Source organism: Micromonospora sp. NPDC047521, assembly GCF_055587305.1.
Genome location: NZ_JBVJGN010000002.1, coordinates 108,535 through 134,564 on the forward strand (window position 1 = coordinate 108,535; position 26,030 = coordinate 134,564).

General features: G+C 71.4%; 24 protein-coding genes, 1 tRNA gene and 1 pseudogene. 13 read left to right on the plus strand and 13 right to left on the minus strand.

Features of this window, described 5'->3' with window-relative positions:
• Positions 1 to 224: 224 nt before the first annotated feature.
• Together ligD (ACZ6N8_RS04360) and ligD (ACZ6N8_RS04365) are read right to left on the minus strand one after the other, a co-directional pair.
• The gene (gene ligD / locus ACZ6N8_RS04360; protein WP_466007465.1) at positions 225 to 1,139 is read right to left on the minus strand and encodes a non-homologous end-joining DNA ligase; all 915 of its coding nucleotides are present in this window, start codon (positions 1,137 to 1,139) and stop codon (positions 225 to 227) included.
• Positions 1,129 to 2,070, minus strand: a complete 942-nt coding sequence (gene ligD / locus ACZ6N8_RS04365) for a non-homologous end-joining DNA ligase (protein WP_466007467.1) — start codon at positions 2,068 to 2,070, stop codon at positions 1,129 to 1,131. Before ligD (ACZ6N8_RS04365) ends, ligD (ACZ6N8_RS04360) begins: the two co-directional genes overlap by 11 nt.
• Before the next feature lie 85 nt (positions 2,071 to 2,155).
• Here ligD (ACZ6N8_RS04365) and ku point away from each other — a divergent pair, with 85 nt between their 5' ends.
• From ku to ACZ6N8_RS04395, 6 genes are all read left to right on the plus strand, one after another.
• Complete coding sequence (gene ku / locus ACZ6N8_RS04370) at positions 2,156 to 3,178, plus strand: non-homologous end joining protein Ku (protein ID WP_466007468.1); 1,023 nt, start codon at positions 2,156 to 2,158, stop codon at positions 3,176 to 3,178.
• 72 nt (positions 3,179 to 3,250) lie between these two features.
• Entirely contained in the window at positions 3,251 to 3,889 is a 639-nt protein-coding gene (locus tag ACZ6N8_RS04375) for a DUF4241 domain-containing protein (RefSeq protein ID WP_466007470.1), read from the plus strand.
• 100 nt (positions 3,890 to 3,989) lie between these two features.
• Complete coding sequence (locus tag ACZ6N8_RS04380) at positions 3,990 to 4,709, plus strand: FKBP-type peptidyl-prolyl cis-trans isomerase (protein ID WP_466008291.1); 720 nt, start codon at positions 3,990 to 3,992, stop codon at positions 4,707 to 4,709.
• Between the two features lie 150 nt (positions 4,710 to 4,859).
• Positions 4,860 to 5,717 carry an SCO6745 family protein gene (locus ACZ6N8_RS04385; RefSeq protein ID WP_466007472.1) on the plus strand — a complete coding sequence of 286 codons (858 nt, stop codon included), beginning with the start codon at positions 4,860 to 4,862 and terminating at the stop codon, positions 5,715 to 5,717.
• Positions 5,718 to 5,749: 32 nt separating this feature from the next.
• A complete protein-coding gene (locus ACZ6N8_RS04390; protein WP_466007473.1) occupies positions 5,750 to 6,403 on the plus strand; it encodes an HAD family hydrolase in 654 nt (217 codons plus the stop codon).
• 69 nt (positions 6,404 to 6,472) lie between these two features.
• Positions 6,473 to 7,483 (plus strand): NADPH:quinone reductase, encoded by a 1,011-nt coding sequence (locus ACZ6N8_RS04395; protein WP_466007475.1) that lies wholly within the window; start codon positions 6,473 to 6,475, stop codon positions 7,481 to 7,483.
• A 188-nt stretch (positions 7,484 to 7,671) separates the two neighbouring features.
• Here the strand turns inward: ACZ6N8_RS04395 and ACZ6N8_RS04400 are convergent, their stop codons facing one another.
• On the minus strand, positions 7,672 to 9,306 hold the full coding sequence (locus ACZ6N8_RS04400; RefSeq protein WP_466008293.1) for a long-chain fatty acid--CoA ligase: 1,635 nt from the start codon (positions 9,304 to 9,306) through the stop codon (positions 7,672 to 7,674).
• A gap of 71 nt (positions 9,307 to 9,377) precedes the next feature.
• Between ACZ6N8_RS04400 and ACZ6N8_RS04405 the strand changes: the two genes are divergently transcribed.
• The gene (locus tag ACZ6N8_RS04405; protein WP_466007477.1) at positions 9,378 to 9,869 is read left to right on the plus strand and encodes an NUDIX domain-containing protein; all 492 of its coding nucleotides are present in this window, start codon (positions 9,378 to 9,380) and stop codon (positions 9,867 to 9,869) included.
• Positions 9,870 to 9,913: 44 nt separating this feature from the next.
• Here the strand turns inward: ACZ6N8_RS04405 and ACZ6N8_RS04410 are convergent, their stop codons facing one another.
• The 3 genes from ACZ6N8_RS04410 to ACZ6N8_RS04420 all read right to left on the minus strand — a co-directional run bounded on the left by ACZ6N8_RS04410 (position 9,914) and on the right by ACZ6N8_RS04420 (position 14,248).
• On the minus strand, positions 9,914 to 11,602 hold the full coding sequence (locus ACZ6N8_RS04410; RefSeq protein WP_466007479.1) for a hypothetical protein: 1,689 nt from the start codon (positions 11,600 to 11,602) through the stop codon (positions 9,914 to 9,916).
• A gap of 282 nt (positions 11,603 to 11,884) precedes the next feature.
• Positions 11,885 to 13,561, minus strand: coding sequence for an MDR family MFS transporter (locus tag ACZ6N8_RS04415; protein WP_466007480.1), 1,677 nt, complete (start codon positions 13,559 to 13,561; stop codon positions 11,885 to 11,887).
• Between the two features lie 150 nt (positions 13,562 to 13,711).
• Entirely contained in the window at positions 13,712 to 14,248 is a 537-nt protein-coding gene (locus ACZ6N8_RS04420) for a type 1 glutamine amidotransferase domain-containing protein (RefSeq protein ID WP_364368998.1), read from the minus strand.
• A 139-nt stretch (positions 14,249 to 14,387) separates the two neighbouring features.
• On the opposite strand from ACZ6N8_RS04420, the gene rfaE2 reads away from it, so the two are divergent.
• Both rfaE2 and ACZ6N8_RS04430 read left to right on the plus strand, forming a co-directional pair.
• Positions 14,388 to 16,205 carry a D-glycero-beta-D-manno-heptose 1-phosphate adenylyltransferase gene (rfaE2, locus tag ACZ6N8_RS04425; RefSeq protein ID WP_466007482.1) on the plus strand — a complete coding sequence of 606 codons (1,818 nt, stop codon included), beginning with the start codon at positions 14,388 to 14,390 and terminating at the stop codon, positions 16,203 to 16,205.
• On the plus strand, positions 16,202 to 17,080 hold the full coding sequence (locus ACZ6N8_RS04430) for a glycosyltransferase family 2 protein (protein ID WP_466007484.1): 879 nt from the start codon (positions 16,202 to 16,204) through the stop codon (positions 17,078 to 17,080). Before rfaE2 ends, ACZ6N8_RS04430 begins: the two co-directional genes overlap by 4 nt.
• Before the next feature lie 7 nt (positions 17,081 to 17,087).
• Here the strand turns inward: ACZ6N8_RS04430 and ACZ6N8_RS04435 are convergent, their stop codons facing one another.
• Genes ACZ6N8_RS04435 through ACZ6N8_RS04445 form a run of 3 tightly spaced genes read right to left on the minus strand, consistent with a single transcriptional unit; the run spans position 17,088 to position 19,254 of the window.
• Positions 17,088 to 18,194, minus strand: a complete 1,107-nt coding sequence (locus ACZ6N8_RS04435; protein ID WP_466007486.1) for a glycosyltransferase family 9 protein — start codon at positions 18,192 to 18,194, stop codon at positions 17,088 to 17,090.
• An 8-nt stretch (positions 18,195 to 18,202) separates the two neighbouring features.
• Positions 18,203 to 18,751 carry an Hsp20/alpha crystallin family protein gene (locus ACZ6N8_RS04440; RefSeq protein ID WP_466007488.1) on the minus strand — a complete coding sequence of 183 codons (549 nt, stop codon included), beginning with the start codon at positions 18,749 to 18,751 and terminating at the stop codon, positions 18,203 to 18,205.
• Positions 18,748 to 19,254 (minus strand): DUF2231 domain-containing protein, encoded by a 507-nt coding sequence (locus tag ACZ6N8_RS04445; RefSeq protein WP_466007490.1) that lies wholly within the window; start codon positions 19,252 to 19,254, stop codon positions 18,748 to 18,750. The genes ACZ6N8_RS04440 and ACZ6N8_RS04445 overlap by 4 nt, the downstream gene beginning before the upstream one ends.
• Positions 19,255 to 19,408: 154 nt before the next feature.
• Here ACZ6N8_RS04445 and ACZ6N8_RS04450 point away from each other — a divergent pair, with 154 nt between their 5' ends.
• Positions 19,409 to 20,026 carry a pyridoxamine 5'-phosphate oxidase family protein gene (locus ACZ6N8_RS04450; protein ID WP_466007492.1) on the plus strand — a complete coding sequence of 206 codons (618 nt, stop codon included), beginning with the start codon at positions 19,409 to 19,411 and terminating at the stop codon, positions 20,024 to 20,026.
• 20 nt (positions 20,027 to 20,046) lie between these two features.
• On the opposite strand, the gene ACZ6N8_RS04455 is transcribed toward ACZ6N8_RS04450, so the two are convergent.
• The gene (locus tag ACZ6N8_RS04455) at positions 20,047 to 20,451 is read right to left on the minus strand and encodes a VOC family protein (protein WP_466007494.1); all 405 of its coding nucleotides are present in this window, start codon (positions 20,449 to 20,451) and stop codon (positions 20,047 to 20,049) included.
• 71 nt (positions 20,452 to 20,522) lie between these two features.
• Here ACZ6N8_RS04455 and ACZ6N8_RS04460 point away from each other — a divergent pair, with 71 nt between their 5' ends.
• A complete protein-coding gene (locus tag ACZ6N8_RS04460) occupies positions 20,523 to 21,167 on the plus strand; it encodes a class I SAM-dependent methyltransferase (RefSeq protein ID WP_466007495.1) in 645 nt (214 codons plus the stop codon).
• A gap of 39 nt (positions 21,168 to 21,206) precedes the next feature.
• Here ACZ6N8_RS04460 and aroA read toward each other — a convergent pair.
• Positions 21,207 to 22,396 (minus strand): annotated as a pseudogene (gene aroA, locus ACZ6N8_RS04465) (3-phosphoshikimate 1-carboxyvinyltransferase).
• Between the two features lie 263 nt (positions 22,397 to 22,659).
• Here aroA and ACZ6N8_RS04470 point away from each other — a divergent pair.
• Positions 22,660 to 22,953 carry a DUF1330 domain-containing protein gene (locus ACZ6N8_RS04470; RefSeq protein WP_466007496.1) on the plus strand — a complete coding sequence of 98 codons (294 nt, stop codon included), beginning with the start codon at positions 22,660 to 22,662 and terminating at the stop codon, positions 22,951 to 22,953.
• A 138-nt stretch (positions 22,954 to 23,091) separates the two neighbouring features.
• Here the strand turns inward: ACZ6N8_RS04470 and ACZ6N8_RS04475 are convergent.
• A tRNA-Thr gene (locus tag ACZ6N8_RS04475) sits at positions 23,092 to 23,165 on the minus strand.
• A gap of 144 nt (positions 23,166 to 23,309) precedes the next feature.
• On the opposite strand from ACZ6N8_RS04475, the gene ACZ6N8_RS04480 reads away from it, so the two are divergent.
• Positions 23,310 to 25,016, plus strand: a complete 1,707-nt coding sequence (locus tag ACZ6N8_RS04480) for a metallophosphoesterase family protein (RefSeq protein WP_466007498.1) — start codon at positions 23,310 to 23,312, stop codon at positions 25,014 to 25,016.
• Positions 25,017 to 25,133: 117 nt separating this feature from the next.
• Here the strand turns inward: ACZ6N8_RS04480 and ACZ6N8_RS04485 are convergent, their stop codons facing one another.
• Positions 25,134 to 25,973 (minus strand): PSP1 domain-containing protein, encoded by an 840-nt coding sequence (locus tag ACZ6N8_RS04485; protein ID WP_466007500.1) that lies wholly within the window; start codon positions 25,971 to 25,973, stop codon positions 25,134 to 25,136.
• Positions 25,974 to 26,030 lie beyond the last annotated feature (57 nt).

The window sequence follows — 26,030 nt, forward strand, 5'->3', positions numbered from 1 at the left end:
CGAGCACGACGATGGCCGCCGCCCAGGAAGGCCGGCATGAAGTCGCAGCTCAACGTGGGTGTTGCCTATTGGTATGCAGAGCAAAGGGGTTGGTCGGCCCGGCCGGAGGCACGGGCAGACTTGCGCTCAGTGACGTAGACCCCGTCGCGGGCCTGGGAAACCCACAGTGAGCCCTCGACCTTCGGACGACGGCAGAACCCTCATCGGGACCACGCCGCCCCACCTCACCTCAGAGGCAGTTCCGGGCCGCCGTCGAGCAGCGGGGCGAGCAGGTCGCCGTACTCCTCGACCCGGTCCAGGACCTCGGCGGCGGTGAACTGGCGGACGGCGGGCCTCCGGCCGCGGGCGCCGGCCTCGACCTCGTCCCAGGTCAGCGGCGTCGACACCGACGGCACCGACTGGGCCCGCAGCGAGTACGGCGCCACTGTGGTCTTCGCCGCGTTGTTCTGGCTCCAGTCGATGAAGACCTTGCCGGGGCGCAGGTTCTTCGCCATCTTCGACACGATCAGCTTCGGATGCGCCTTCTCCAGCTCCTGCGCGATCCGACGCGCGTAGGCCGAGACGTCGTCGGCGGACTGGGCGCCGGCGATCGGGCAGCAGAGCTGCATGCCCTTCTTGCCAGACGTCTTCGGGTACGAGTCGATTCCGTCGTCGGCGAGCCGGTCACGCATCAGCACCGCCACCGGGCAGCACTCGGCGAGCCCGGCCGGCGGGCCCGGGTCCAGGTCGACGACCATCATGTCGGGGTGCTCGCCGACCTTCCACTGGGGCGTGTGCAGCTCCAACGCGGCCAGGTTGGCAAGCCAGACCAGGGTGGGCAGGTCGTCCGCGACCACGTAGTCGATGGTCTCCCGGCCCTTCGTCGAGCCGGGCGCTGGCAGATTCTCCACGCGTACCCAGTCCGGGGTCGCGGCCGGCGTGTTCTTCTCGAAGAACGACTTGTCGTCCACCCCGTTGGGGAAACGGATCCGGGTGACCGGCCGGTCCCGCAGGTGCGGCAGCAGCACAGGCGAGACCCGCGTGTAGTAGTCGATCACCTCGCCCTTGGTGAAGCCGGCCGCCGGATAGAGCACCTTGTCCAGGTTGGAAAGCTCAAGCGGGCGGCCCTCGACATCCACCCGTAGCCGCTCAGCCGGCATCGTCGACCTCCTCCGGCGGCTTGTCCGGGCGCAACCGCAGCACCCGGGGGAAGCGCAGCCGGCCGTCGGGGGTGCGCTGGCCGTACTTCACCTCCACCACCACCCTCGGTTCTACCCAGATGGCGCCCCGGGCATCCTCGCGGGGCACACCCGCCGCGAACGGCGACGCGCCGGAGCGCAGCGGCTCCAGCTCGGCGAGGAGCGCCCGTTCGATGGCCGCGCCGATCCCGCCGCCGACCCGCCCCCGGTAGATCAACCGACCGTCCGGGCCGGGCACCCCGACGAGCAGGCCACCGATCCGGCGCGCTCCCGGCCGCCAGCCGCCCACCACGAAGTCGCCGGTCACCTCCAGCTTGACCTTCACCCAGTCCGGCGAGCGGACCCCGGGGCGGTAGACGGCGCCGACCCGCTTCGCCATCACACCCTCCAGGCCGTGCTCACCTGCCGCCTCGTAGGTGGCCGGGCCGTCGGAAAAGACCGGCGGGACCGCCCACCGGGCACCGCCGAGGGCGAGCGCGTCCAGGGCCTCGCGGCGGCGCTCGTACGGCCAGCCGGTCAGATCGTCGCCGTTCCACCGCAGCAGGTCGAAGATCATGTACGTCACCGGCATGACCGCCGCCAGGCGGGCCGCTCTGTTCCGGTCCCGCACGTGCATCCGCTCGGCGAGAGCCGTGAACGACGGCTGGCCACCCTCGCCGAGCAGCACCACCTCGCCGTCGAACAGCGCGTCGTCGACCTGCTCGTGCAGCGTGGCCAGCTCCGGGTACGCGGCGGTGATCTCCGCGCCAGAGCGGGCATACAGGCGCTGAGCACCGTCGGAGATGTCGGCGAGGGCGCGGATGCCGTCCCATTTGAACTCGTACACCCAGCCGTCACCGGCCGGGAGCGACCCGGTCATCGCGAGCATCGGCTTGAGCGGCGCGCCGGGCACGACCCGACTGTAGTAGCAGGCCGAACACCTCGCGTCCGGTTCTTTCGGATGCGAGCATGGTCGATACCGGGGAAGGGAGCGCAGGATGCGTGCCATCTGGAAGGGAGCCGTGTCGTTCGGGCTCGTCTCGATCGGGGTGAAGTTGTACTCCGCGACCGAGGAGAAGGACATCCGGTTCCATCAGGTGCACCGCGAGGACGGCGGGCGGATCCGCTACAAGCGCACCTGCTCGGTCTGCGGCGAGGAGGTCACCTACGACGACATCGCCAAGGGCTACGACATCGGCGGCGGCGAGATGGTGATCCTCACCGACGAGGACTTCGCCGACCTGCCGCTGACCAGTTCACGCGCGATCGACGTGCTGGAGTTCGTCCCCGCCGAGCAGGTCGACCCGATCCTCTACAACAAGGCGTACTTCCTGGAGCCCGAGGGCACGGCCACCAAGCCGTACGTGCTGCTGCGCGACGCGCTGATCGACTCGGAGCGGGTGGCCATCGTCAAGGTGGCGCTGCGCCAGCGGGAGCAGCTCGCCACGCTGCGGGTACGCGAGGGTGTGCTGCTGCTCAACACGATGCTCTGGCCGGACGAGATCCGTACCCCCGACTTCGGGTTCCTCGACGAGGACCTCAAGGTGCGTCCCCCCGAGCTGGCGATGGCCAGTTCGCTCATCGACTCGATGACCGGCGAGTTCGAGCCGGACGTCTTCACCGACGACTACCGGGCGGCGTTGCAGGAGGTCATCGACGCCAAGGTGGAGGGTCGGGAGGTCGTGCAGCCGGAGGAGGTCGAGGAGGCCCCGGCGGCGGCGGTCGACCTGATGGCCGCGCTGAAGGCGTCGGTGGACCGGGCCCGGGCGGCCCGCGGCGAACAGCCCGCGCGTGGCGGCGGTGGCGAGCCGACGCCTATCTCGTCGGCCCGTTCGGCGCAGAAGACGGCCGAGAAGAAGGCGACAAAGGCGCCCGCGAAGAAGACCACCGCGAAGAAGACGGCGGAGAAGAAGGCCACCGAGCCGGCGAAGAAGACCGCCGCCAGGAAGACCCCCGCGAAGAAGGCGGAGCCCGCGAAGAAGACGACCGCGCGCAAGACCGCGCCCCGCAAGAGCGCCTGACCGTACGCCGCACCGGGGGTGTCCACCGGACCGGGTACGCTCCGCCGGCCAGTGGCCACCGGAGGAGCCCCCATGCCGTACACCCCTGATCTGGGTCGGTTGTTGACGCCCGGCGCCCGATTCACGGACCAGCACGGCGCGTACCTGATCGAGGTCCACCCGGTGGGCGACATCGCGCTGCCGACCGGCCAGGTGGTCGGGTGCGACCCGCTGGTCCGGCCGGAGGCTGAGCCGTTCACGGTGACCGTGCCCCCGGGGCGGCATCCGGCCCGGGCCTGGGTGGCCGCGGTGCTCCGGGAGGACGCCGAGGTGGACCGGCGGGTCGCCGCGCTGGAGTTGGTGATCTCCGACGGGCCGACGGTCCGCTGGGAGCCGGCAGTCGTCGGCGACCAGGACGTCACCGACCTCGGCGCCGACGACTACTTCGGGTACGGGGTGGACGCGGGCGCCGGCACGCTGGCCGACCCGACGGCGCTCGCCGTCCTGGAGACCTGGGAGGAGGAGCAGGTCGAGGAGGTGTTCATCCCGGCGGAGCTGCCCTCGTCGCCGGTCCCGGGGCTGATCACCGCCGTCCTGGACGAGGCCACCGGCGCGAACGTCGTCACCGTCGCCACCGGTTGGGGTGACGGTTGCTACGGCACCTGGATCGGTCGGGCCGCCGACGGGCGGGTCACCTCGTTCGTGACCGACTTCATGGTCGTCCCTGGATAACCGCCTCCGACGGCGTCCCTGGGCGATCCGTGCCGTCCGGGGCGGGCACGGTAGGCCGCCGGGCGGGTACCGTGTGCGTCGGCTTTCCCCCCGGCACCGGGTGCCGGCCACACCTTCGCAGCAGGGAGTCGACGACGTGAGCGAGCGGACGCAGCAGAACCGGTCGGAGGGCCAGAGCCCGGCGACGAAGGCGGGGCGGCGGCTGGCCGCCCAGCTGGCGGAGCAGAAGGCCGCCGAGGCGAAGCGCCGCCGCAACGCGTGGGCCGGCGGCCTCGCCGGCATCGCCGTGATGGCACTGCTGATCGGCGGTTTCGTGTGGGTCGACAAGACGCGGGGCGACGACGACAAGTCCGCGAACCAGGCCGCCGCGACCCCCACCGCCTCCGCCCCGGCCGCGGACGCCCCCACCGCGCCCCCGGCTCCGCAGTTGCCTAAGGACGCCGACCCGGCGCTGGGCAGCAAGCCGAAGGTGACCGCGGGCAAGGGCGAGCTGAAGAAGCTCACGGTCACCCCCGTGATCAAGGGGACCGGCCCGGCGGTGAAGCAGGGGCAGACCATCACCACCAACTACGTGGGCGTGTTCTACAAGGACGGCAAGGAGTTCGACTCGTCCTGGAACTCCGGCCAGCCGGCCTCCTTCCCGATCGGCGTCGGTCAGGTCATCCCGGGCTGGGACCAGGGCCTGGTCGGCGTGACGGTGGGCAGCCGGGTGCAGCTCGACATTCCGGGCGAGCTGGCGTACGGCAACGACGAGGCCGCCGCCGGTGGACGCCCGACCGGGCCGCTGCGCTTCATGGTGGACGTACTCGCCGCACAGTGACCTGCCCGGATCGTCCCGGTTGTCGCCGGGCCGCGATGGAGTTGTTCACATGGGGCTTCCGGCCCGTCACCCTCCGGCAGTAGGTTCGGCGTCACCCCGGGCGGCCCACCGCCCGGGGTGACCATGCGGACGCGGGACGCGGAGGTGCACGTGACTGACGAGCCTGGGCGCACGGCCCGGTTGATGTGGACGCATTTCGAGCCGGTGCACGCGGTCACCTACTTCCACCCCCGGGCGCGGGCCGCGTACGAGGCGGTCGGGCTACGCGGCTACTGGCGGGGTTACTTCGCCGGGCGGGCCGCTCCGCTGGGCCCCACCGAGGCGGCCCCGGTGATCTCCGCGTTCTTCACCTTCGCGCCGCCCATGGTGACCAGGGCTCTGCCTGCGGTGTGGCGGTTGGCCACTCCGCAGGAGGCGCTGCGTGCCCGGCTGACCGGCGCGGTGCAGGCCCTCGCCGAGCTGACGTACGAGCTGCCGGAGACCCATCTGGCGGAGACCGCCGACCTGTTGGAGCGGGCCGCCGGGGCGGCGCAGACGGCCGGCCGGCTGCTCGGCGCGGTCAACGCGGCGCTGCCGATCGGGGAGTACCCCCTGGCCCGGATGTGGCAGGCCGCGACCACGCTGCGCGAGCACCGGGGCGACGGGCATGTGGCGGCGCTCGTGGCCGCCGGCCTGGACCCGGTGGAGACCCTGGCGTGGCGGGTCGCCGTGGACATGTCGCCGCAGAACCTCCTGGGTCGGGGCTGGTCCGAGGAGCAGTGGGGGGCCGCCCGCGAGCGGTTGACGCAGCGGGGTTGGTTGACACCGGACGGGACGGCCACCGAGCACGGCCGGGCCGGCTTCCAGGCGGTCGAGGACGCCACAGACCTGGCTGCCGCCCACCCGTGGCAGACCCTCGGCTCCGACGACACGGACCGGCTCCGGGAGCTGCTGGAGCCGATCGCCAGGTCCTGCCACACGCTGATCCCGGAGGGCAGCCCGATCGGACTGCCCGCGCTGCCCGGCTGACCGGACGCCTCCGGGTCGGGCAGGATGGGCCCGTGGCGGATGCGGTGGTCTTCGACCTGGACGGCGTGATCGTGGATTCCGAGCCGGTGTGGGAGGAGGTCCGGCGGGCGTACGTGGCGGCGCACGGCGGCACGTGGCAACCGGACACGCAGCGCCGGTTGATGGGCATGAGCACCGGTGAGTGGGCGCACTACCTCAGCGGCGAGCTGGGGGTGGACCGCACCGCCGGGCAGGTCGCCGACGAGGTGGTCGAGGAGATGACCCGGCGCTACCGGGAGCACGTACCCCTGATCGACGGCGCCGACGAGGTGGTGCGCCGGCTGGCCGCGCGGTGGCCGCTGGGGCTTGCCAGTTCGTCGCCGACCCGGCTGATCGCGGCGGCGCTGGCCGCCACCGGTCTCACCGACGCGTTCGTGACGACCCTGTCCACCGAGGAGACCGAACGCGGCAAGCCGGCCCCGGACGTGTACCTGAGCGTGGCGCGGCACCTCGGCGTCGACCCGGCCCGCTGCGTGGCGGTGGAGGACTCGTCGAACGGGGTCCGGTCCGCCGCCGCCGCGGGCATGCGTGTGGTGGCGGTGCCGCACGGGTCGTACCCTCTCGACCCGGACGCGGCCGGGCTGGCCGTGGTGTCGCTCGCCGCGATCGGCGAGCTGACCCCGGAGCTGGTGGACGACCTGGGTTGATCGAGGCTGAGCGGGGTACCGCAGCCGCGGTGCTCGGCGCGGAAGCCGTGCAGGGTGAGGAGACCACGGATGAAAGCCATCGTGTACGAGCGCACCGGCGATCCTTCGGTGCTGGAACTGGTCGACCGGCCGGTGCCGGAGCCGGGAGCGGGCGAGGTCCTGGTCCGGGTGGCGGTCTCGGGGGTGAATCCGACGGACTGGAAGTCCCGCCGCAGCGCCGCGCCGGACGGGTGGCAGATTCCCGGCCAGGACGGGGCGGGTGTGGTGGAGGCGGTCGGCGAAGGGGTCGGCCGTGAGCTGATCGGTGAGCGGGTCTGGATCTGGGAGGCGGCCTGGCGGCGGCCGTGGGGCACCGCCGCGGAGTACACGCTGGTGCCGGTCCGGCAGGTGGTACGCCTGGGTGACGCCTCGTTCGAGGTGGGGGCCAGTCTGGGCATCCCGTTCCTCACCGCGCACCGTTGCCTGACCGCCGGTGAGTTCATGCCTGACGCGCTGCGCGCCGGTGCCCTGGCCGACCACACGGTGCTGGTGCAGGGCGGGGCGGGCGCGGTGGGCAACGCGGCGATCCAGCTCGCCCGCTGGGCCGACGCCACGGTGATCACCACGGTGAGCAGCGCGGAGAAGGCGCAGCTCGCGGCGGCGGCCGGCGCCTCCCACGTGATCAATTACCTGGAGCAGGACGTGGTCGAGGAGGTCCGCAGGATCGCCCCCGACGGGGTGCACACGATCGTGGAGGTCTCCCCCGCCCGGAACGCCGCTATCGACGTGCAGGTGCTGCGGCACGGCGGCGCGGTGTGCATGTACGCGGACGACGGCGGGGGCGAGGTGACCATCCCGATCCGCCCGATGATGGTGCCGAACGCGCGTTGGCAGTTCGTGCTCGTCTACACCGAGCCGAAGGCGGCCAAGGCGCAGGGGGTGGTCGACGTGGCGGCGGCGGCCAACCAGGGAGGCATCCGGGTCGGCGCGGACGCGGGCCTGCCGCTGCACCGCTATCCGCTGGCCGGGACGGCCGACGCACACCAGGCGGTGGAGGACTCGGCGGTGGGCAAGGTGCTGATCAGCACCAGCGACGCCTGATCGGGTCGCGCACCACCCGATTTCCCCGTCATCAGGACAGAGGCGAACAAGTTTCGCAACAATGACAGTGCGGGTCGCCCCGCGTGGAACGGGCGGCCCCGGCGCGGTGCGAACGCCGGGGCCGCCCCCCTGGGGAGGAATGTCAGGAGTAATCCCTCACCCAACAGGCGACGGTGCCCGGAAATACGTTACGGGGCTGTCAGCTCCCGGACAGTCAGCTCGCCCCCGGCGTACTGCGAACGGACGACCTTCTTGTCGAACTTGCCGACGCTGGTCTTCGGCACCGCGTCGATGAACGCCCACCGCTCGGGCAACTGCCAGCGGGCCACCGAACCGGCCAGGAACTCGCGCAGCTCCTCGGCGGTCACCGAGGCACCCTCCCGGACCACAACGGTAGCCAGGGGCCGCTCGTCCCACCGCTCGTCCGGCACACCCACCACGCATGCCTCAAGCACCGCCGGGTGGGCCATCAGCGCGTTCTCCAGCTCCACCGACGAGATCCACTCACCACCGGACTTGATCACGTCCTTGGCGCGGTCGGTCAACGTGATGTACCCGTCCGGCGAGAGGGTGCCCACGTCCCCCGTACGCAGCCAACCGTCGCGGAACTTCTCCTCGTCCGGGACGTCGTCGCCGACGTACCGGGCGGTCACCCAGGGCCCTCGGACCTCCAGCTCCCCCACGGCCGTGCCGTCGGCGGCAAGCGGCTCGCCCAGCGGGCCGACGATCCGCGCCTGCACCCCCGCCGGCACCCGCCCCTGCGTGTAGCGGTACCGCCACGCCTGCTCACCGCTCGCGCCGGCCGGTGGACGCGAGACCGACCCCAGCGGGGACATCTCCGTCATCCCCCAGGCGTGGATGACGTCGATCCCGTACCGCTCGTCGAACGCGTGCATCAACGCCGGCGGACAGGCCGACCCGCCGACGATCACCTCGGTGAGCGAGGAGGTGTCCACGTCGTGGTCGTCCAGGTAGGCCAGCAGGTCGGTCCAGATCGTCGGCACCGCGCCGGCCAGGGTGGGCCGCTCCGCGGCGATCATCTCGGCGATCGGGGCGGCCTGGAGGAACCGGTCCGGCATGATCATCGACGCGCCGGAGAGGAACGCCGCGTACGGCAGGCCCCACGACATGGCGTGGAACATCGGCACGATGGCCAGCTCCCGGTGGGTCGGTCCGAGACCGAAGCCCTCCGGCATGCAGACCTGCAAGGAGTGCAGATAGATCGACCGGTGCGAGTACGCCACACCCTTCGGGTTGCCCGTGGTGCCGGAGGTGTAGCAGAGCGCCGCCGCGTCGCGCTCGTCCACCTCGGGCCAGTCGTACACCTCGGGACGGTCGGCGAGCAGCGCGTCCCAGTGGTGCACGGTGATCCGGTCACCGGCGGCCGCGACGAGCGGCGCCGGATCGCCGCCGCCGACCACCACCACGTGCCGCACCGTGGTCAGCTCGCCGATCACCCGGGCCAGCAACGGGATGAGGGTGGTGTCGACGAGCACCACCCGGTCCTCGGCGTGGTTGGCGATGTAGACGACCTGGTCGGGAAAGAGCCGGATGTTGAGGGTGTGCAGCACCGCGCCCATGCTCGGCACCGCGAAGTAGGCGACCAGATGCTCGTTGTTGTTCCACATGAAGGTGGCGACGCGCTCGTCGCCGGTCACCCCGCACTCGTCACGCAGCGCGTGTGCCAGCCGGGCGGCGGCCCGACCCACCTCGGCGTACGTCATCCGGCGGGGTTCGGCGCCGGTCCAGGTGACCACCTCCGCCGTGCCGTGCACGGTGGCGCCGTGGTCGAGGATCCGGGAGACCTGAAGGGGGGCGTCCATCATCGTGCTACGCATGGGTAACAAGCTAGTGTCGCCTGTCACACCTTGGGAACCCCCGTAAATTGTCGCAGGTGAGCATCTCCTGGGCCGATTCGTACGTGGGACAGTTACGCGCGCTCGCCGGGGACCGGACGCTGATGTTCGTCGGCGCCCGTGCCGTGGTCAGCGACAACGCCGGACGCATCCTGCTGATCCAACGCTCCGACAACGGCCAGTGGGCCATGCCCGCCGGGGCCATGGAGCTGGGCGAGTCGATCGCCGACTGCGCGGTGCGGGAGGTCCGCGAGGAGACCGGGCTGAGGGCGCTGCGGGTCTGCGCGTTCGCCCTCTACACCGGCCCGGACCGGACCAGCACCAACATGTACGGGCACACGTACCAGGTCTTCACCACGGCGTTCAAGGTCGAGGAGTGGGACGGGCAGTTGACCCGGACCACCGACGAGACCACCGACGCCGGCTTCTTCCCCCGGGACCGGTTCCCCGCCCCGCTCTCCGGCTCGGTCCTGGAAACCCTGGACGACCTGGACGTCTTCGAGAAGACCAACCGCCTGATCCTCAAGTAGGAAGGCCCCGGAGCCGGTCGGCTCCGGGGCCTCACCAGGTCGGATCAGTTCGCCGGCACCACACCGACGTCGATCGTCACCACACCGCCGTCCACCACCTCGATCACCGTGCTGTCGGCGTACTGGGCGTTGTACGGCGACTCCGGCACCAGCGTGACGTCCGAGTCGGTCGCGTCGTCCCCGACGTCCGGGGTGGTGGGCAGCCAGCCGTAGGTCAGCCCGGCCCGGACCACGTACCGTCCCGGCGGCAACGCGCGCTCGTAGTCGCCGTAGATCGAGAATCCGGACGTGGGCGCCTCGATCGGGGACCCGCCCTCGGGGATGAACGTCAGCCTGTTCACCGGCGGCTCGTAGCCGATCAACGGCTCACCGGCGTCCCGCTGGCCGTCGCGGTCCTCGTCGTACCAGCCGGTGCCGCGTACGGTGCCCTGGGGCAGGTAGGAAGTCGTTGCCGAACGGGTGTTGTTGGCCTGGTCGGTGTCCGGGTTCGCGGAGGTCACCGCCGCCGTCAGGGTCAGTGGGCCGGCGGGCGTACCGGCGCCGACGGTGACGTCGAGCGGGAGGTAGTGGTACTCGCCCCGGTACACGGCGTCCCGCTGGCACTCCCAGTACCAGACGCCGCTCCCGGCCTCCTGCCCCGGCTCGCACGTCCAGTCCGGATTGCCGGCACGGCCGGCCGTCGGCCGCACCGTGGGGGCGAGCAGCAGACGGACCCGGACGTCCTCGGCCGGCTGGTCGGACAGGTTCTCCACCACGACACCGACAGGCACGGTGTCGCCCGCGACCACCTGATCGTCGAGGAGCACCACGTTGGTGACCGCGATGTCGGTGGCGTCCACCGGGCCGGGACCGACGTAGCGGTACCGCACGTCCGTCTCGTTGTTCGAGTCGGTCATCCACTCCCGGCTGGACGTGGTGACCCGTCCGTGCACGGAGAAGCGCTCGTCGTCGACGCCTGCCACAGCCCGCATGGGGATGGTGATGGCGGCGGTGGCGTCCGGGGCCAGCGGACCGGCGGTACAGATCAACGGCGTCGACGCCAGGTCGCAGGTCCAACCGTCGGCGCCGGACGGCTCGCCGTCAAGCGTGACGCCTGTCGGGCGGTCGACGACCAGCCGGAGATTCTGCGCGGTCGCTGTACCTGTGTTCTTGACTGTGAACATCGGCTGGAGCAGCCCACCCTCGACCGGCACGTCCGTCTCGCCCCACACCCCGGTGTCCGGGCCGGGCAGCAGGTGCAGGTCCGCGGCGAGCGCGTAGGTCGTCTGGACCTGGTCGGTGTTGTTGGTCCTGGTCACCTCACGCGCGCTGGTCGAGGCCGTCGCCGCGATGGTGGCGACCTTTCCGGCAGGTCCGGCCGGGAGGTTGAGGTAGATCTGTAGCGGCTCCGCCGAGCCGCCCGCCGGCACCGCGCCGTAGGAGTGGACGCATTCGAAGGTGGTGTAGTCGCACTGCCAGGATGCGCCTGCGATCGAACTGCCGGAGGGCAGTTTGAAGGAGACCCGGACATCGTCCACGCCCGCCGTGCCGATGTTGTCGACGCTCGCCCGCACGACCACGGTCGTCCGGTCCGGCCAGATCAGGGCCGAGGAGCTGACGGTGGCCAGGTCGAGCCGTAGGTCGGCGCGGCCGGCGGCTGCGGCCGGCGTGGCCTGCGTCGTCGCGACTGCCGCAGCTGAGGTGAGCAGCGCGAGACCGACGCCGAGCAGGCGGCGTCCGAGGTACTGAGGCATGCACGTCCCCCGAGTAGGTAGGAAGACCGCGCGCGGCCGGCGGAGCCGCCGCGAGCGGCGCCGGCCGGTACGCCCCGTGCGACCGGCCGGGGGAACCGCTGATCGGCGGTTCCCCCTGAAGGACGTCGAAGGTCGTGATTTCGTTACGCGGTCCACACGGCGGGACGGGGGCCCGTTCACGCGCGAGTGCCGGACCCACCTCGGGCACGTGACGGTCAGTTGTCCACCGCCGCCCCTCCCGACCGCCCCGGCGACACCCGGGGCGGCCCGGAGGGGGCCAGGTCAGATCATCGTCTGGGACTTGGCCTCCATGTCGGCGGCCGCCTCGTCCTTGGACTCGCGGGTCAGCGGCTTGCCGCCGGGTGCCGGAGCCTCGCCGCCGAGCGGGTCGGCACCGCCCTTGGCACCCTGCGGACCGGCGCCGCGCAGTTCCTTGTTGGGCAGCGCCAGGGTCACCACCACCGCCACGATCGCGATCAGGCCGGCGGTCAGGAAGACCATGTCGAGCGCGTCGACGAAGGCGTTCTGGATAGCCGACCGCACCGGCCCGGGCAGGGCCATGATGGTCGCCGGGTCGTTGATCGAGATGTTCGTGCCGCCGCTCGCCGCCACCTGTGCCTGCTGCTGTGGCGGGAGCTGGGCGATCGCGCCGGGCAGCCGGTCGGACAGCCCTCCGGCGAGCCGCGTGGAGAGCACCGCGCCGAGGATCGCCACCCCGAACGAACCGCCGAGCGACCGGAAGAACGTCGCCGACGAGGTGCCGGCGCCCAGGTCACGGACGGAGACCGCGTTCTGCACCGCGAGGACCAGCGACTGCATGCAGAGCCCCAGGCCGACGCCGATCACCACCATGAAGGCGAACGCGAGCCAGAGCGAGGTACCGACCTTCAACTGGGTGAACAGGAACATGCCGACCAGCAGCGTCACCGACCCGGCGACCGGGAACCACTTGTACCGGCCGATCCGGCTCATCGCACGCCCGGTGAGGATGGAGGTGACGATGATGCCGGTCATCATCGGCAGCATCAGCAGACCGCTGCGGGTCGGCGAGGCGCCCTTGACGATCTGCAGGTAGAGCGGGATGAAGATGATCGACCCGAACATCACCAGACCGAGGACGAACCCGGCCGAGTTGGCGAGCGCGAACGTGGCGCTGCGGAAAAGGCGCAGCGGCAGGATGGGTTCGGCGACCCGGGCCTCCTGGAGTACGAAGAGCACGGCGAGTACGGCACCCGCGACGAAGAGCCCGATGATCACCCCGGAGCCCCACGCGTACTCGTTGCCGCCCCAGCTCAGCGCCAGCAGCAGACAGCTCACCCCGGCGACCAGCAGGCCGGCGCCGAGCCAGTCGATCGCGTGGTCGCGGCGCTCGAACGGGATCAGTCGCATGACGTGGTAGCAGACCACGATGGCAAGGATCGCCAGCGGAACGTTGATGTAGAAGATCCACCGCCAGTCCGTCTCCGCGAAGTAACCACCGACCAGCGGGCCGGCCACCGAGGAGATGCCGAAGACCGCGCCGAACAGCCCCTGGTAGCGGCCACGCTCGCGGGGTGACACGACGTCCGAGATGATGGTGAACGCCAACGTCAGCAGACCACCGGCGCCGAGGCCCTGGATGCCCCGGGTGACGATCAACTGGGTCATGTTCTGCGACAGTCCCGCCAGCAGCGACCCGACCAGGAACGTGCCGATCGAGAACAGGAACACCGGCCGGCGCCCGTACAGGTCGGCCATCTTGCCGTACAGCGGGGTCGACGCCGTCGAGGCGAGCAGGTACGCGGTCACCACCCACGAGTAGTGGTTGATGCCGCCAAGCTCACCGACGATTGTCGGCAGGGCCGTACCGACGATTGTCTGGTCGAGTGCGGCAAGCAGCATGCCGGTCATCAGACCGATCATGAGCAACCGGATCTGCTGACGGTTCAGCACCGGCGCGGCGGAGGCTTCGGTGGTCATGTGCCCTTCTATCCCGCGAGCCGCAGAACATGCGCCGAGCCGCGAAAAACCCCAACCCCGCCCCACCGGTGTTGATCATGAAGTTATCGCCACGACACGCCGGCCTCGATGGCGGCAACCTCATGATCAACGCCGGTGGGGCGGGTGGGGTCAGGCGAAGGCCTTGGTGATCTGGGCGCAGAAGGCGGGCAGGTCGTCCGGTTTGCGGCTGCTGGTCAGGTTGCCGTCCGTCACGCACTCCTCGTCGACCCAGGTGGCGCCGGCGTTGGTCAGGTCGGTCCGCAGGGTGGGCCAGGAGGTGATCCGCCTGCCCCGCACCACGTCGGCCTCGACAAGCGTCCACGGGCCGTGACAGATCACCCCGACCGGCTTGCCCGCGTCGAAGAACGCCTTCACGAACCGCACCGCGTCCGGGTCGCCCCGCAGGAAGTCCGGGTTCGCCACCCCGCCGGGCAGCACCAGCCCGTCGTAGCCGGCCGCGTCCGCCTTGTCCGCGGTGACGTCCACGTCGTACGTGCGGGACTTGTCCAGGTGGTTGAACGCCTGGATGGAACCGGGCTTGAGCGAGACCAGCTCGGCCGTCGCGCCTGCCTTCTCGACCGCCTCGCGCGGCTGGACGTACTCGACCTCCTCGACGCCGTCGGCGGCCAGGAAGGCGATCCGCTTGCCCTGAAGTGTCGCTGCCATCTCGGTACATCTCCTTTCCGAGGGGTACCACAGTTCCCTTCCCGACCCGCAACGCCCGAAACGGCCCCAGCCAGTAAGGAAGGGCACGACCCGTCGCCGCGCAGGTTTGTCCGGCAGGCCGCTGGGGACCCGGGGCGGCATGGCAGGAGCAGCAGCGGAACAGCGCCGGCTCGCCACCGTCGTGGAGAGCTGGCTCGGACGCCCGGTCCTCGTCGTCGGCGACGCCATGTTGGACGAGTGGCGGTTCGCCGAGTCCGACCGGCTGTGCCGGGAGGCACCCGCCCCGGTCCTCACCCTGCGTCGGCGGATCTCCGCCGCCGGCGGGGCCGCGAACACCGCGGTCAACGTGGCCACCCTGGGCGGCCGGGCGGTGCTTGTCGCACCGGTGGGCGCGGACGTCGCCGGCGACGAACTGCACGACTGCCTGGACCGTGCCGGCGTCTGGGACCGGACGGTCAACCAGCCGGGCCGGCCCACCCCGGTGAAGCGGCGGATGCTGGCCGGCAACCAGATCCTGCTCCGGGAGGACTCCGGCGACCCGGACGACGCGCTCGACCCGGACGGCGTGACCCGACTGCTCACCGCCCTGGACTGCGCCACCGAGGAGCTGCGCGCCGCCGCCGGCGGGGAGGCGCCGACGCTTGTGGTCTGTGACTACGGCCTCGGCGCGCTGCCCGCGCCTGTGCGCGCCTGGCTGGTCGAGCAGCGGGAGCGGTACGCCACTGTCGCGCTGGACGCCCACGACCTGGCCGACTGGCGGGGGCTCGCGCCCACGGTCGTCACTCCCAGCTTCGCCGAGGCGACCCGACTGCTGGCCCGCGCCGGCGGTGCGACCCGACCGGCGACCGGCCCCGGTCTGCACCTGGAACATCCCGACCACGATCCGGCCGACGGCCCGTCCGAACTGAGCGTCGGCGCCGCCCCGGGCGGAGCCCGCGCCGACGACGCCACCGACGACCGCCAGGGCCCGGTCGGTGAGCCCACACCCGGCGAGGGCCGGGTCGCCCTGACCGGTGACGGGCTCAGCGTCACGGGCACCGGCGTCACAGTGAACACCGAGGCCGGGGCGGGCGTCGACCGGGCCGTCCTGGCCGAGTCACGCCTCGCCGAACTGCGCGCCCACACCGGGGCGGACGTGGTCGCCGTGACCCTCGACACCGAGGGCGCGGTGGTCGGCGGCGCTGACGGGGAGCCACGGCGCAGCCACAGCACGCCCGTACCGGCGAGCCACGCCGTGGGCGCCGGCGACGCGTACCTGGCGGCGATGACGCTGGCCCTGGCCGCCGACGCACCGCTGCCCACCGCAGCCCAGCTCGCCCAACTGGCGGCCACCATCACGGTCTCCGACACCGGCACCTGCGTGTGCCGGCGCGAGGACCTGCTGACCGCGCTCGACCTGCCGCCGGAGACCGTCGGGCACCCGTCGCTCGTCGGCACCGACGAGTTGGAGGCGCTCGTCGCCGAGCACCGCGAGGCGGGACGGTCGGTGGTGTTCACGAACGGTTGCTTCGACGTGCTGCACCGGGGCCACGTCCGCTACCTGGAGCAGGCCCGCGCCCTGGGCGACCTGCTCATCGTCGCGGTCAACTCGGATGGCAGCGTCCGCCGCCTGAAGGGCCCGGACCGGCCGGTCAACCCGGTCGAGGACCGCGGCGCCCTGCTCGCCGCCCTGTCCTGTGTGGACCACGTGGTGGTCTTCGAGGAGGACTCACCCGCCGCGCTGATCGAGGCCGTCCGCCCCGACGTGTACGTCAAGGGCGGCGACTACCCACCGGAGCTGGTGCCCGAGGCGCCGCTGGTGCGCCGGCTGGGTGGGCAGGTCCGCACCCTGGGGTACGTGCCGGACCGGTCCACGTCCGCGATCATCGAGCGGATCCGGGCGCACAGCCAGGACCGGGAACCCGAGCCGGCCCGGGAACCCGACCCGTCGCTGAACACCCGCACCCGCGCGTCGTGAACCGCCCCCTCGACCCCGGCACGCCGGAGGGCTTCCGCACCGACCGGCTGGTCGACGTGCTGGTCCCGACCCGCAACCGGCCGGCCGAACTGGCTGTCACCCTGGCCGGGCTCGCCGCCCAGGAAGGGGTGCCCGGCTTCGGGGTGGTGGTCAGCGACCAGTCCGACGGTGAGCCCGCGTACGCCCACCCGGCGGCGGCCACCATGGCCCGGGCGCTGCGACACCGGGGGCACCCGGTGCTGCTGACCCGCCGGCTGCCCCGACGCGGGCTGGCCGAACACCGCGCGTACCTGCTCGCCGCCTCGGCCGCCCGGTACGTGCTCAACCTCGACGACGACGTCTGGCTGGAACCGGGGGCGCTGCACCGACTGGTCACCGCGATAGGTGAGCTGGGCTGCGGATTCGTCGGCAACGGCGTGCACGGCCTGTCGTACGTCGAGGACGTCCGACCGGAGGCGCACGGGCACTACGAGGAGTGGTCGGGGCCACCCACGCCGGAGCGGATCCGGCCGGGCACCCCGCAGTGGGACCGGGCCCGGATCCACTCGGCGGCCAACCTGCTGCACGTCACGGACCAGGTGGCGCTGCCGCCCGGCGCGTGGCGCGCGTACAAGGTGTCCTGGATCGGCGGGTGTGTGCTCTACGACCGGGCGAAGCTCGTCGACTCGGGCGGGTTCGACTTCTGGCGTCGGGTGCACGAGAAGCACCAGGGCGAGGACGTCGCCGCCCAGCTCGCCGTGCTGGCCCGGCACGGCGGGGCGGGCATCCTGCCCAGCGGCGCCTACCACCTGGAATCCCCCACCACCGTCACCGAACGGGACGTGGAGGCGTGGGAGGTAGTCCTCGCCGACGAGGACACCCCGCAGCCGGCCTGAGCGCCCGCTACCGGCTGAGCAGGTCCCGCGCGGCCTCCAGCACCTCGACGACGGGCACGTCGGTGACGAACGAGTCGCGGTGCGGGCATTCGCCGTCGCCGGGCCGGTGCGGGTAGATGCCAGGCGTGCAGTCCACCCCGCAGACCGGGCAGTGCACCATCCAGGAACTGATCGGCCGGTGCCGGCCCCGCAACGGATTCGCCGTGGTGATCAGGTTGCCGACCCAGAAGATGCCGACCGTGGGCGTGCCCACCGCGGCGGCCAGGTGCACCGGGCCGGTGTCGTTGGAGACGACGAGGGCGCAGTCCGCGTAGCAGCCGATGAGGCCGCCCAGGCTGAACGTGCCCACCTGCGGCCGGACCGGCACCCCGGCCGCCGCGACCACCCGGTCAACCACCTCCTGCTCGGCGGGCGTACCGGTGACCAGCACCTCGTACCCGTCGTCGTGCAGGGCACGGGCCACCTCGGCGAAACGTTCGGCGGGCCAGCGACGGCGGGTGTCGGTGGCGCCCGGGTGCAGCGCCACCCGGGGCCGGTCGGCCGGCCCGAGCACCCGGGCCGCCTCGGCCCGGTCGTCGTCGGTGACGGCAAGCGTCGGCACGATCGTGGTCGCCGAAGCGCCCACCAGCCCCACCACCTCCAGGTAGCGGATCACCTCGTGCTGGTAGTAGATGTACGGCAGACACCTGTCCAGCGGCGGCGCGTCGTCGGCGCGCAGACCCACGGTCAGCCGGGCGCCGAGCCGACTGACGAACGGATTCGAGTTGGCCCCTCCGCCGTGGATCTGCACCGCGATATCGAAGTCCTCGCCGACGGCGGCGGCCACGAAGTCGTCGATCGACGACTCCGGCTCACCCGGCTCCGGCGTACGGATGCCGGGGGCGGGCGGCACCACAAGGACCCGGTCCACCGGGCCGGGCCGGTCCTGCCAGAGCTTCACGTGCCACGGCGCACCGAGCAACACGATCTCCGCCGAGGGGTACGCGGCACGCAGCGCGTCGAGCGCCGGCAGCGCGAACACGAAGTCACCTAGCGCGTTCGCGCGCAGCACGGCGATCCGTTGCACGTCGGGGACGAGCCCAGCCGTCGGGCCGAGCAGGGACGGGGTGGCCACGCGGGCCGCTACGGCCTGTCGATCTCGCCGACGGTGTCCGGGTGGTGCAGCTCCCGGTCCGCCGCGGGATCGGCAGGCATCGGCGTACCCCCGGAGGCGTTGCCGGAACGCGGCCCGGTGCGGCCGACGGTGATGGTGCGCGGCGTGGGCCGCGTCGCGCGGGGCACCCGGACGCGGAGCAGACCGTGGTCCATCACCGCGTCGATTCCGTCGGGGTCGACCCGGGACGGCAGGTCGATCCGGTACTCGAAGCCCCGCGTCTCGAAGCCGCCGGGGATGCCCTGGTCGGCGTTGACCTCCGCCTCGGAACGGGCCCGCACGCACAGCTCCCGGTCGTCCAGCTCGACCGCCACCTCCTCCGGCGCCACGCCGGGCAGCCGGACGACCACCTCCCAGCCGTCGGAGGTCTCGGTCAGCTCGACGTCTGACGACGCGGACCGGCCACCCACCAGGCGACTCAGCTCGGCGCGCAACGACTGCAACTCTCCCATCGGGTCCCAGCCCTGCTGGCGGCCTCGCCACCCCCTGCTGAAACCGCCGCTCTGCTGCTCGCTCATCTCACCTCTCCGATCCGCTGAGGGGCCGTGGTCGGCCGCAGGGAGCTGGGCGCGTCCAGGCCGGCGTCCCGGTCGACGCCCACGCCGAGCCGGTCGACCAGCTCACCGCCGAGCCAGGCACTGATGCCGAGGATCGCCAGCGCGACGATCTCGATCGCGATCAAGGCGCCGCCGGCGGCCCGGGAGTCCGCGTTGAGCCGGACCGCCCAGACGGCCGCGAAGAGCAGGATCACCGCGACGTTGGCCCCCGCGTGAAGCAGACCGACCCGCTTCGCGCGGGTGCCCGTCGGGATCGCCAGCAGGTCGAAAGAGCCGGCCGCCGCCGCGAGCAGGCCGCCGATCAGACCGACGGTGATGTTCCAGTACGCGACCTCGCCGAGGAAGTCGGGACCGCCGACCGTGTCCACCACGTCGAACAACACTGCGGTGACCAGCAGCGCGACCGGGAACATGACAAGCATCGGATGGACTGGGTGACCCAGCACCTTGAGTCGGCTCTCCATGTCCTGGCCTCCACGTGTCGGCTTCACTGCGCGACGGTCTCGTACGGCGGGCCGTACCCCGGGCGACCCGGCGCAAACCTCGCGCTGGTCACGGCGGCCTAGGCTGGCCGATGGTGGTACCCGCCACCGGCTCAACGGTCGAGGGAGGATCGACGTGACGGTGGAGATCACTTCGCATGAGGAGCTACGCGACCTGCTCGGCGTGCCCCATCCACGGGCCGCCAACAAGGACCGCCCCCGCCTGCACGAACGCGACCGCGACTGGCTCGCCGCCTCGCCGTTCTGCCTCGTGGCCACGGCCGGGGCGGACGGCACCTGCGACGTGTCGCCCAAGGGCGACCCGGCCGGGTTCGCCCTGGTGCTCGACGACACGACAATCGCGCTTCCCGAACGGCCGGGCAACAAGCGGGCCGACGGCTACCGCAACATCCTCGACAACCCGCACGTCGGCCTGCTCTTCATGATCCCCGGCCGCACCGACACGCTGCGGATCAACGGACGCGCCCGGCTCGTGCGCGACGCGCCCTGGTTCGACGACATGGTGGTCAAGGGACACCGGCCGATCCTCGCCGTCGTGGTGGAGATCGAGCAGATCTTCTACCACTGCGCGAAGGCGTTCCTGCGCTCCGAGCTGTGGCGGCCGGAGACCTGGCAGCCGGACGCGCTGCCGACCCGGGCCCGACTGATCAAGGAGGTCGAGGCGCCGGCGGAGAGCCTGGAAGACCTGGAACGGCACTACGGCCCGGAGTACGTGAAGACCATCTACGCCTGACCGCTGCCGGGCGGGCACGCTCACCCGGGAGTGACCGACACCATCCACAGGTGACCGTCCGGGTCGGCGAAGGTGCCCGCGTACCCCCAGGGTTGTGCCGCCGGCTCGGTGACCACCTCGGCGCCGGCGGCGCGCGCCCGCTCGACGAGCGCGTCCGCGTCTGCGGGCGAGGCGACGTCGAGGCTGAGCACGCACTCGCTCTGCCCCCGCGCGGCGACCTCGTTCGCACCGATCACCCAGCCGAAGCCACCGCTCGGGATCAGCATCAGCCGCAGCCCGTCGTTCACCGCGAACTGCAACGGCTCCGGAAGACCGTCGTCGGCCAGCTCCCCCACCGCGTCGAGGCCGAGCCCGTCGCGGTAGAAGCGGTACGAGGTGGGACGGTCGGCGATGGGCAGGCTGACGGTCACCGGCGCGAAGGTCATGGTCGGACGCCTCCAGAAACGTGGACGGGCACGGTCACCGCACCAGTATTCGCTGAATTAGCGTAGCCATGGTGACCGCAGACGACTGGCTGGCAGACACCCGCACCTCCTACGACACCGTCGCTGTCGACTACGCGCACCTGGTGCGCGACTTCCTGGCCCATGCACCGTACGAACGAGCCGCCCTGGCGCTGTTCGCCGAACTCGTGGCCACCACCGGAGGTGGACCTGTCGCCGACGTCGGCTGCGGGACGGGGCGCATGACCGCCCACCTGAACACACTCGGCGTCGACGCCTTCGGCATCGACCTGTCCCCCGGGATGATCGCCGTGGCACGCCGCGACCATCCCGACCTCAGGTTCGAGGTGGGTTCGATGACCGACCTCGACCTGGCCGACGGCTCGGTCGCCGGCCTGATCGCCTGGTACTCGCTCATCCACATCCCCGACGACCAGCTCGGCGCGGTCCTCGCGCACTTCCGGCGGGTGGTACGCCCCGGCGGCCCACTGTTGCTCGGCTTCCACGTGGGCGACGAGACGACCCTCAAGACGGAGGGCTACGGCGGCCACCCCATGAAGATCCACGTACATCGCCGCCGGCCGGCCCAGGTGTCGGCCCGGTTGCGCGAGAGCGGATTCCGGGTCGAGGCGGAGACGACGGTCACCTCACCCGAGAGCAAGCTCGGCGCGATCATCTTCGCCCGCCGGGAGCCCTGACCGACGCCATCGAGCACCGCCTGCGGGCGCCTCCCCCGATCAATCGCCTCGGGCGGCGGTACGACCCCACTGCTCGCGCAATTCGCCGAAGACCCGGTGGAATTCGGGGAACGTCTTCTTCACGCATTCCGGATCGTCGAGTTCGATCCCATCGGCGCAGAGCCCGGTGACGCTGAAAGCCATGGCGATCCGATGATCCGCGTGGCAATCGATCAGCGCGGGCCTGGGCCGGCCGGGCTGAATCTCGATCCAGTCGCGGCCCGTTGCCACCTCGACGCCCATTGCGCCCAGATTCTTGGCGCACGCGTCGAGACGGTCACATTCCTTCACGCGAGTGTTGTAGACGTCCTCGATTCGCACCGGACCGTCGGCGTAGGGGGCGATTGCCGCCAAGGTCGGCATGGTGTCGGAGATGTCACGCATGTTCACGGTCAGCCCGCCGAGCCGGCCGGTTCCGGTGACTGTGGTCCGGCCACTGTCGACTGTCACGTCGGCGCCCATCCGGCGAAGGATGTCGACGAATCCGATGTCACCCTGCATGACCTCGGTGCCGAGGCCCGCAACGGTGACGGATTCACCGGTCAGGGCCGCAGCCGCGAAGAAGTAACTGGCCGTCGAGGCGTCCGGCTCGACGCGGTAGTCGCGGGCCGCGTACCGCTGCGGGGGCACCGTGAAGGTGTCGTCGTGCCACTCGACCGACACGCCGAAGTCGCGCATCATCCGGACCGTCATCTCCACAAAAGGCCGCGACACCATACCGGTGACCTGCACTTCCAAGCCCTCCGTCATGGCCGGCGCGCCATCAGGAGCGCGGTCAGGAACTGCGAGGAGATCGAGGAGTCGAGGCGGAGCCCGCCACCGCGCAGTCGGCGGGCGTCGATGACGACGGGCAGGTGGTCGTCGCGGTCCTCGAATCGTAGATCGGCGCCCAGCTCCCGTAGCGCGGCGGTCACCGGCCCGACCGGGCGTCGGCGCATCTGCGGCGAGGCGTCGAACCGGAACTCGCCGTCTCCGAGGGCACCGAGGGCGGGAAGAAAACGGGCCGCAGTGCCGGAGTCGCGACAGAAGACATCGGCGGAACGGGAGGGCGGACCGGTCGGGTCGCCGTCGATGCTCCAGACCTCGTCGGTGTCGAAGACCACGTAACCGAGTGCACGCAGCCCGGATCGGAACGCTTGCGTGTCATCGGAATCCAGGGCACCCGTCAGTCGCGAGGTGCCCTCCGCCATGGCCGCGAGGAAAAGCGCTCGAGCCGTGACGGACTTCGAGCCGGGAACAGGTACGTTCGTCAAATTCCCACCTCTGCCCTCTCCCGCGCGGCCCGGAAGAACGGCAACAGTCTACGTGCCGCGCCCGTTGGCGACCGTCTGTGGCACTGACCACTGGCCACTGGCATATGGATGGCACGGCATCTCAGGATGATGAAAAGGTGGTGGCAGGGGAATCCGCCCGACAGATCGCCAGATCTGCACTTCCGAACACTGGAGGTTCCGTGGCCAAGGGCTACTGGGTCAGTGCCTACCGCACCATCTCAGACCCCGAGAAGCTGGCTGCCTACAACAAGCTGGCCGGTCCGGCCGTCCAAGCCGGGGGCGGGCGGCTCCTCGCCCGGGGCGGTCGGGTCGTCGCACACGACGCCGGAATCGCCGAGCGCACCGTCGTGATCGAGTTCGACAGCTTTGAACAGGCCGTCGCGGCACACGAGAGTGAGGCCTACCAGGAGGCGCTTGTCGCCCTCTCCGACGGCGTCGAACGCGACTTCCGCATCCTCGAAGGCGTCGACTGACCGGAGGCTCGGCCGGCCCGGGCTCACCGGCTGGACGAGGCGGTCACTGAGCGGCATGCGGACCGGCACCACGAACGGCGGCGTGATCGACCTCGGAAAACGGCGAAGCCCAGGTCGATGACCTGGGCTTCTGTGCCGAGCCGCCTGACGGAATCGAACCGTCGACCTACGCATTACGAGTGCGTCGCTCTAGCCGACTGAGCTAAGGCGGCAACGATCAGCAAGTGTACGGCACCCCTCGCCCGCCGACCGAACGGGATACCCCTCCCCGCCCCCGTACGACCAACCGGACATCGGCCGCCATCTGGACGTTTACCGGACAGCGCATGATCGGGTCCGGTACTACGCTGCGGCGGGTGAGCGACGAACGCGACCACCCCGAGCGGGCCGTCCGACGGCCACGCAGCACCGATCCGCTGGAGTTGGGTTTCACGCCGCGCAAGCCGGTGCCGTGGCTGGCCCCGTTCCTGCTGATCAGCACGGGCATCCGTACGCTGCTGGCGGTGCTCTTCGGGGCGTACCTGGACAAGCGGGAGTTGCAGAACGCGTTCGGCGACGGCATCTTCCGCCAGGTCGGGCCGGACGGTGGCCTGTGGCTCGACTACGTGGCCGACCTGGGCGACGGTTTCAACGCCACGTACTCGGTGGCGTACCTGCTGGCGCAGCCGGAGCTGACCGTGGACGGACACCGGCTGCCCCGGGCGCAGACCCTGGTGATGGGCGGCGACCAGGTGTACCCGTCGGCGGCGTACGCGGAGTACGAGAATCGGTGCAAGGGTCCCTACCAGGCCGCGCTGCCGGCGACGCCGCCGGAGCAGCCGACGTTGTTCGCGGTGCCCGGCAACCATGACTGGTACGACGGTCTGACGGCTTTCCTGCGGCTGTTCGTCCGCTCCCGGGACCGCAATTTCGCCGGTTGGCGGACCGGGCAGTCACGGTCGTACTTCGCTGTCGAGTTGCCGGCGGGCTGGTGGCTGCTGGGTGTGGACGACCAGTCCGGCTCGTACCTGGACGACCCCCAGCTGGCGTACTTCGACGAGGTGGCCCGGCGGCTCGGCCCGGAGTCGAAGGTGATCGTCGCGACGCCGTCACCGACCTGGGTCAAGGCCGCCGACCATCCGACGGCGTACGACTCGATCGACTACTTCATCCGGACGATCATCGACCCGACGGGGGCGCAGGTCCGGCTGCTGCTCTCCGGCGACCTGCACCACTACGCGCGCTACGCCGGCACGGACCGGCAGTTGATCACCTGTGGGGGTGGCGGAGCGTACCTCTACCCCACCCACAAGCTGCCGGAGCGCATCGAGGTGCCGCCACGGGACACCCCGACCCGGCGGGCCAGCCGCACCCAGCAGTACGACCTGGTGGCCCGCTACCCGGACGCGGCCCGCTCCCGCCGCTACGGCTGGGGCATCTTCGGTCGGCTGCCGTTCCGCAACCCCGGGTTCACGACCCTGCTCGGCACCCTGCACACCCTGCTGATGCTGGCCATGGCGGGTGCCACCGCGAACTGGGAAGACAGCACCAACCAGCGGCTGTTCAGCGTTCCGCTGGTGGCGATGGTGCTCGTGACTGTGGTGGCGGCGGCCCTGTTCGCCAAGCCGCCAAGCGCGAGCGGCAAGCGGCACGCGCGGCACTGGATACTCGGCGTCGGCCACGGCGTGGCCCAGGTGGCGCTGGCCGCCGGGGGCACCTGGGTCTGGTTGGCGCTGCCGTTCTACGACTGGCCGTGGCCACTGCCGGCGGTCGCCGCAGCGGTGCTCTACGGCCCGGTGATCGGGTTGGTGGCCAGCCAGTTGGTGGCCGCGTACCTGCTGGTGGCGAGCGCGTTCGGGGTGAACGTCAACGAACTCTTCGCCGGCCAGGGCATCGAGGACTCCAAGGCGTTCCTGCGGCTGCGCATCGACCCGGACGGCACCCTGACCATCTACCCCATCGCGGTGGACCGGGTCTCCAGAGACTGGCAGATCAACCCCGACCAGTCACCCGCGGCAAGCTGGCTGACCCCCAAGGCCCCGCTGAACCCCCGCCTGGCCGAACCCCCGATCACCCTCATCTGAAGCCCACGCCAAAGGTTGATCATGGAGTTGTTGCCCGGACACGCCGAGCGGACGGGCAATGACTTCATGATCAACCGGGGCCGACGGCCGGGCCGGGGCGAGGGCCGGGGCTGGGGGTCAGGGGGTGTAGTGCTGGTCGTGGGCTTGGCGGGGGGCGCAGACCGACGCGCGGGAGCAGGAGCAGCGGGAACCGTCGGCGTCCAGACGGACCGTCACCGCGTCCCGTGGAACGCTGTGGCCGACCACCCGGCCGTCGCCCTCGGGCGTGGTGACCCGGCTGCCGACCGCCGGGGCGGTCTCCTGGAATCGCTGGTACAGGGGATGTTCGTACTTCAGGCAGCACATCAGCCGCCCGCACGCCCCGGAGATGCGCAGCGGGTTCAGGGGCAGGTCCTGATCCTTGGCCATCCGGATGGTCACCGGCTCGAAGTCGGTGAGGAACGTGGCGCAGCACAGGTCGCGACCGCACGAACCGATACCGCCCTGCACCCGCGCCGAGTCGCGGGCGGAGAGCTGGCGCAGCTCCACCCGGCAGTGCAGCGTGGCACCCAGGTCGCGGACCAGGGAGCGGAAGTCCACCCGGTGCGGCGCGGTGAAGTAGACGGTGCTGCGCTCGCCACCACCCTCGGCGGAGCCGAGCACATGGTCGACGGCCACCACCTTCATCGGCAGGCCGTGCGCGCGGATCAGCCGCTTCGCGGCCACCTTCGCCTCGGCCTTGCGGCGGCGTAACGCCTCGTCCCGACGCAGGTCGTCGTCACCGGCCAGCCCCACCAGACGGGGAAACCCGTCGGTCTCCTCGGTCACCCACTGGGCGGCCCACACGCACTCGGCCACCTCGGGCCCGTCGTCGGTCGGGACGAGCACCCGGTCGCCGACCTGCGGACGCAGGTCGCCCGGGTCGAGGTAGTAGAGGCGCCCGTACCGGTTGAAGCTGACCGCGCAGAGCATGCCCATCCCCCCACCCTACGACGGGACACCGCCGCGAGCGCACCGGCCGGCCACGGCCGCCGC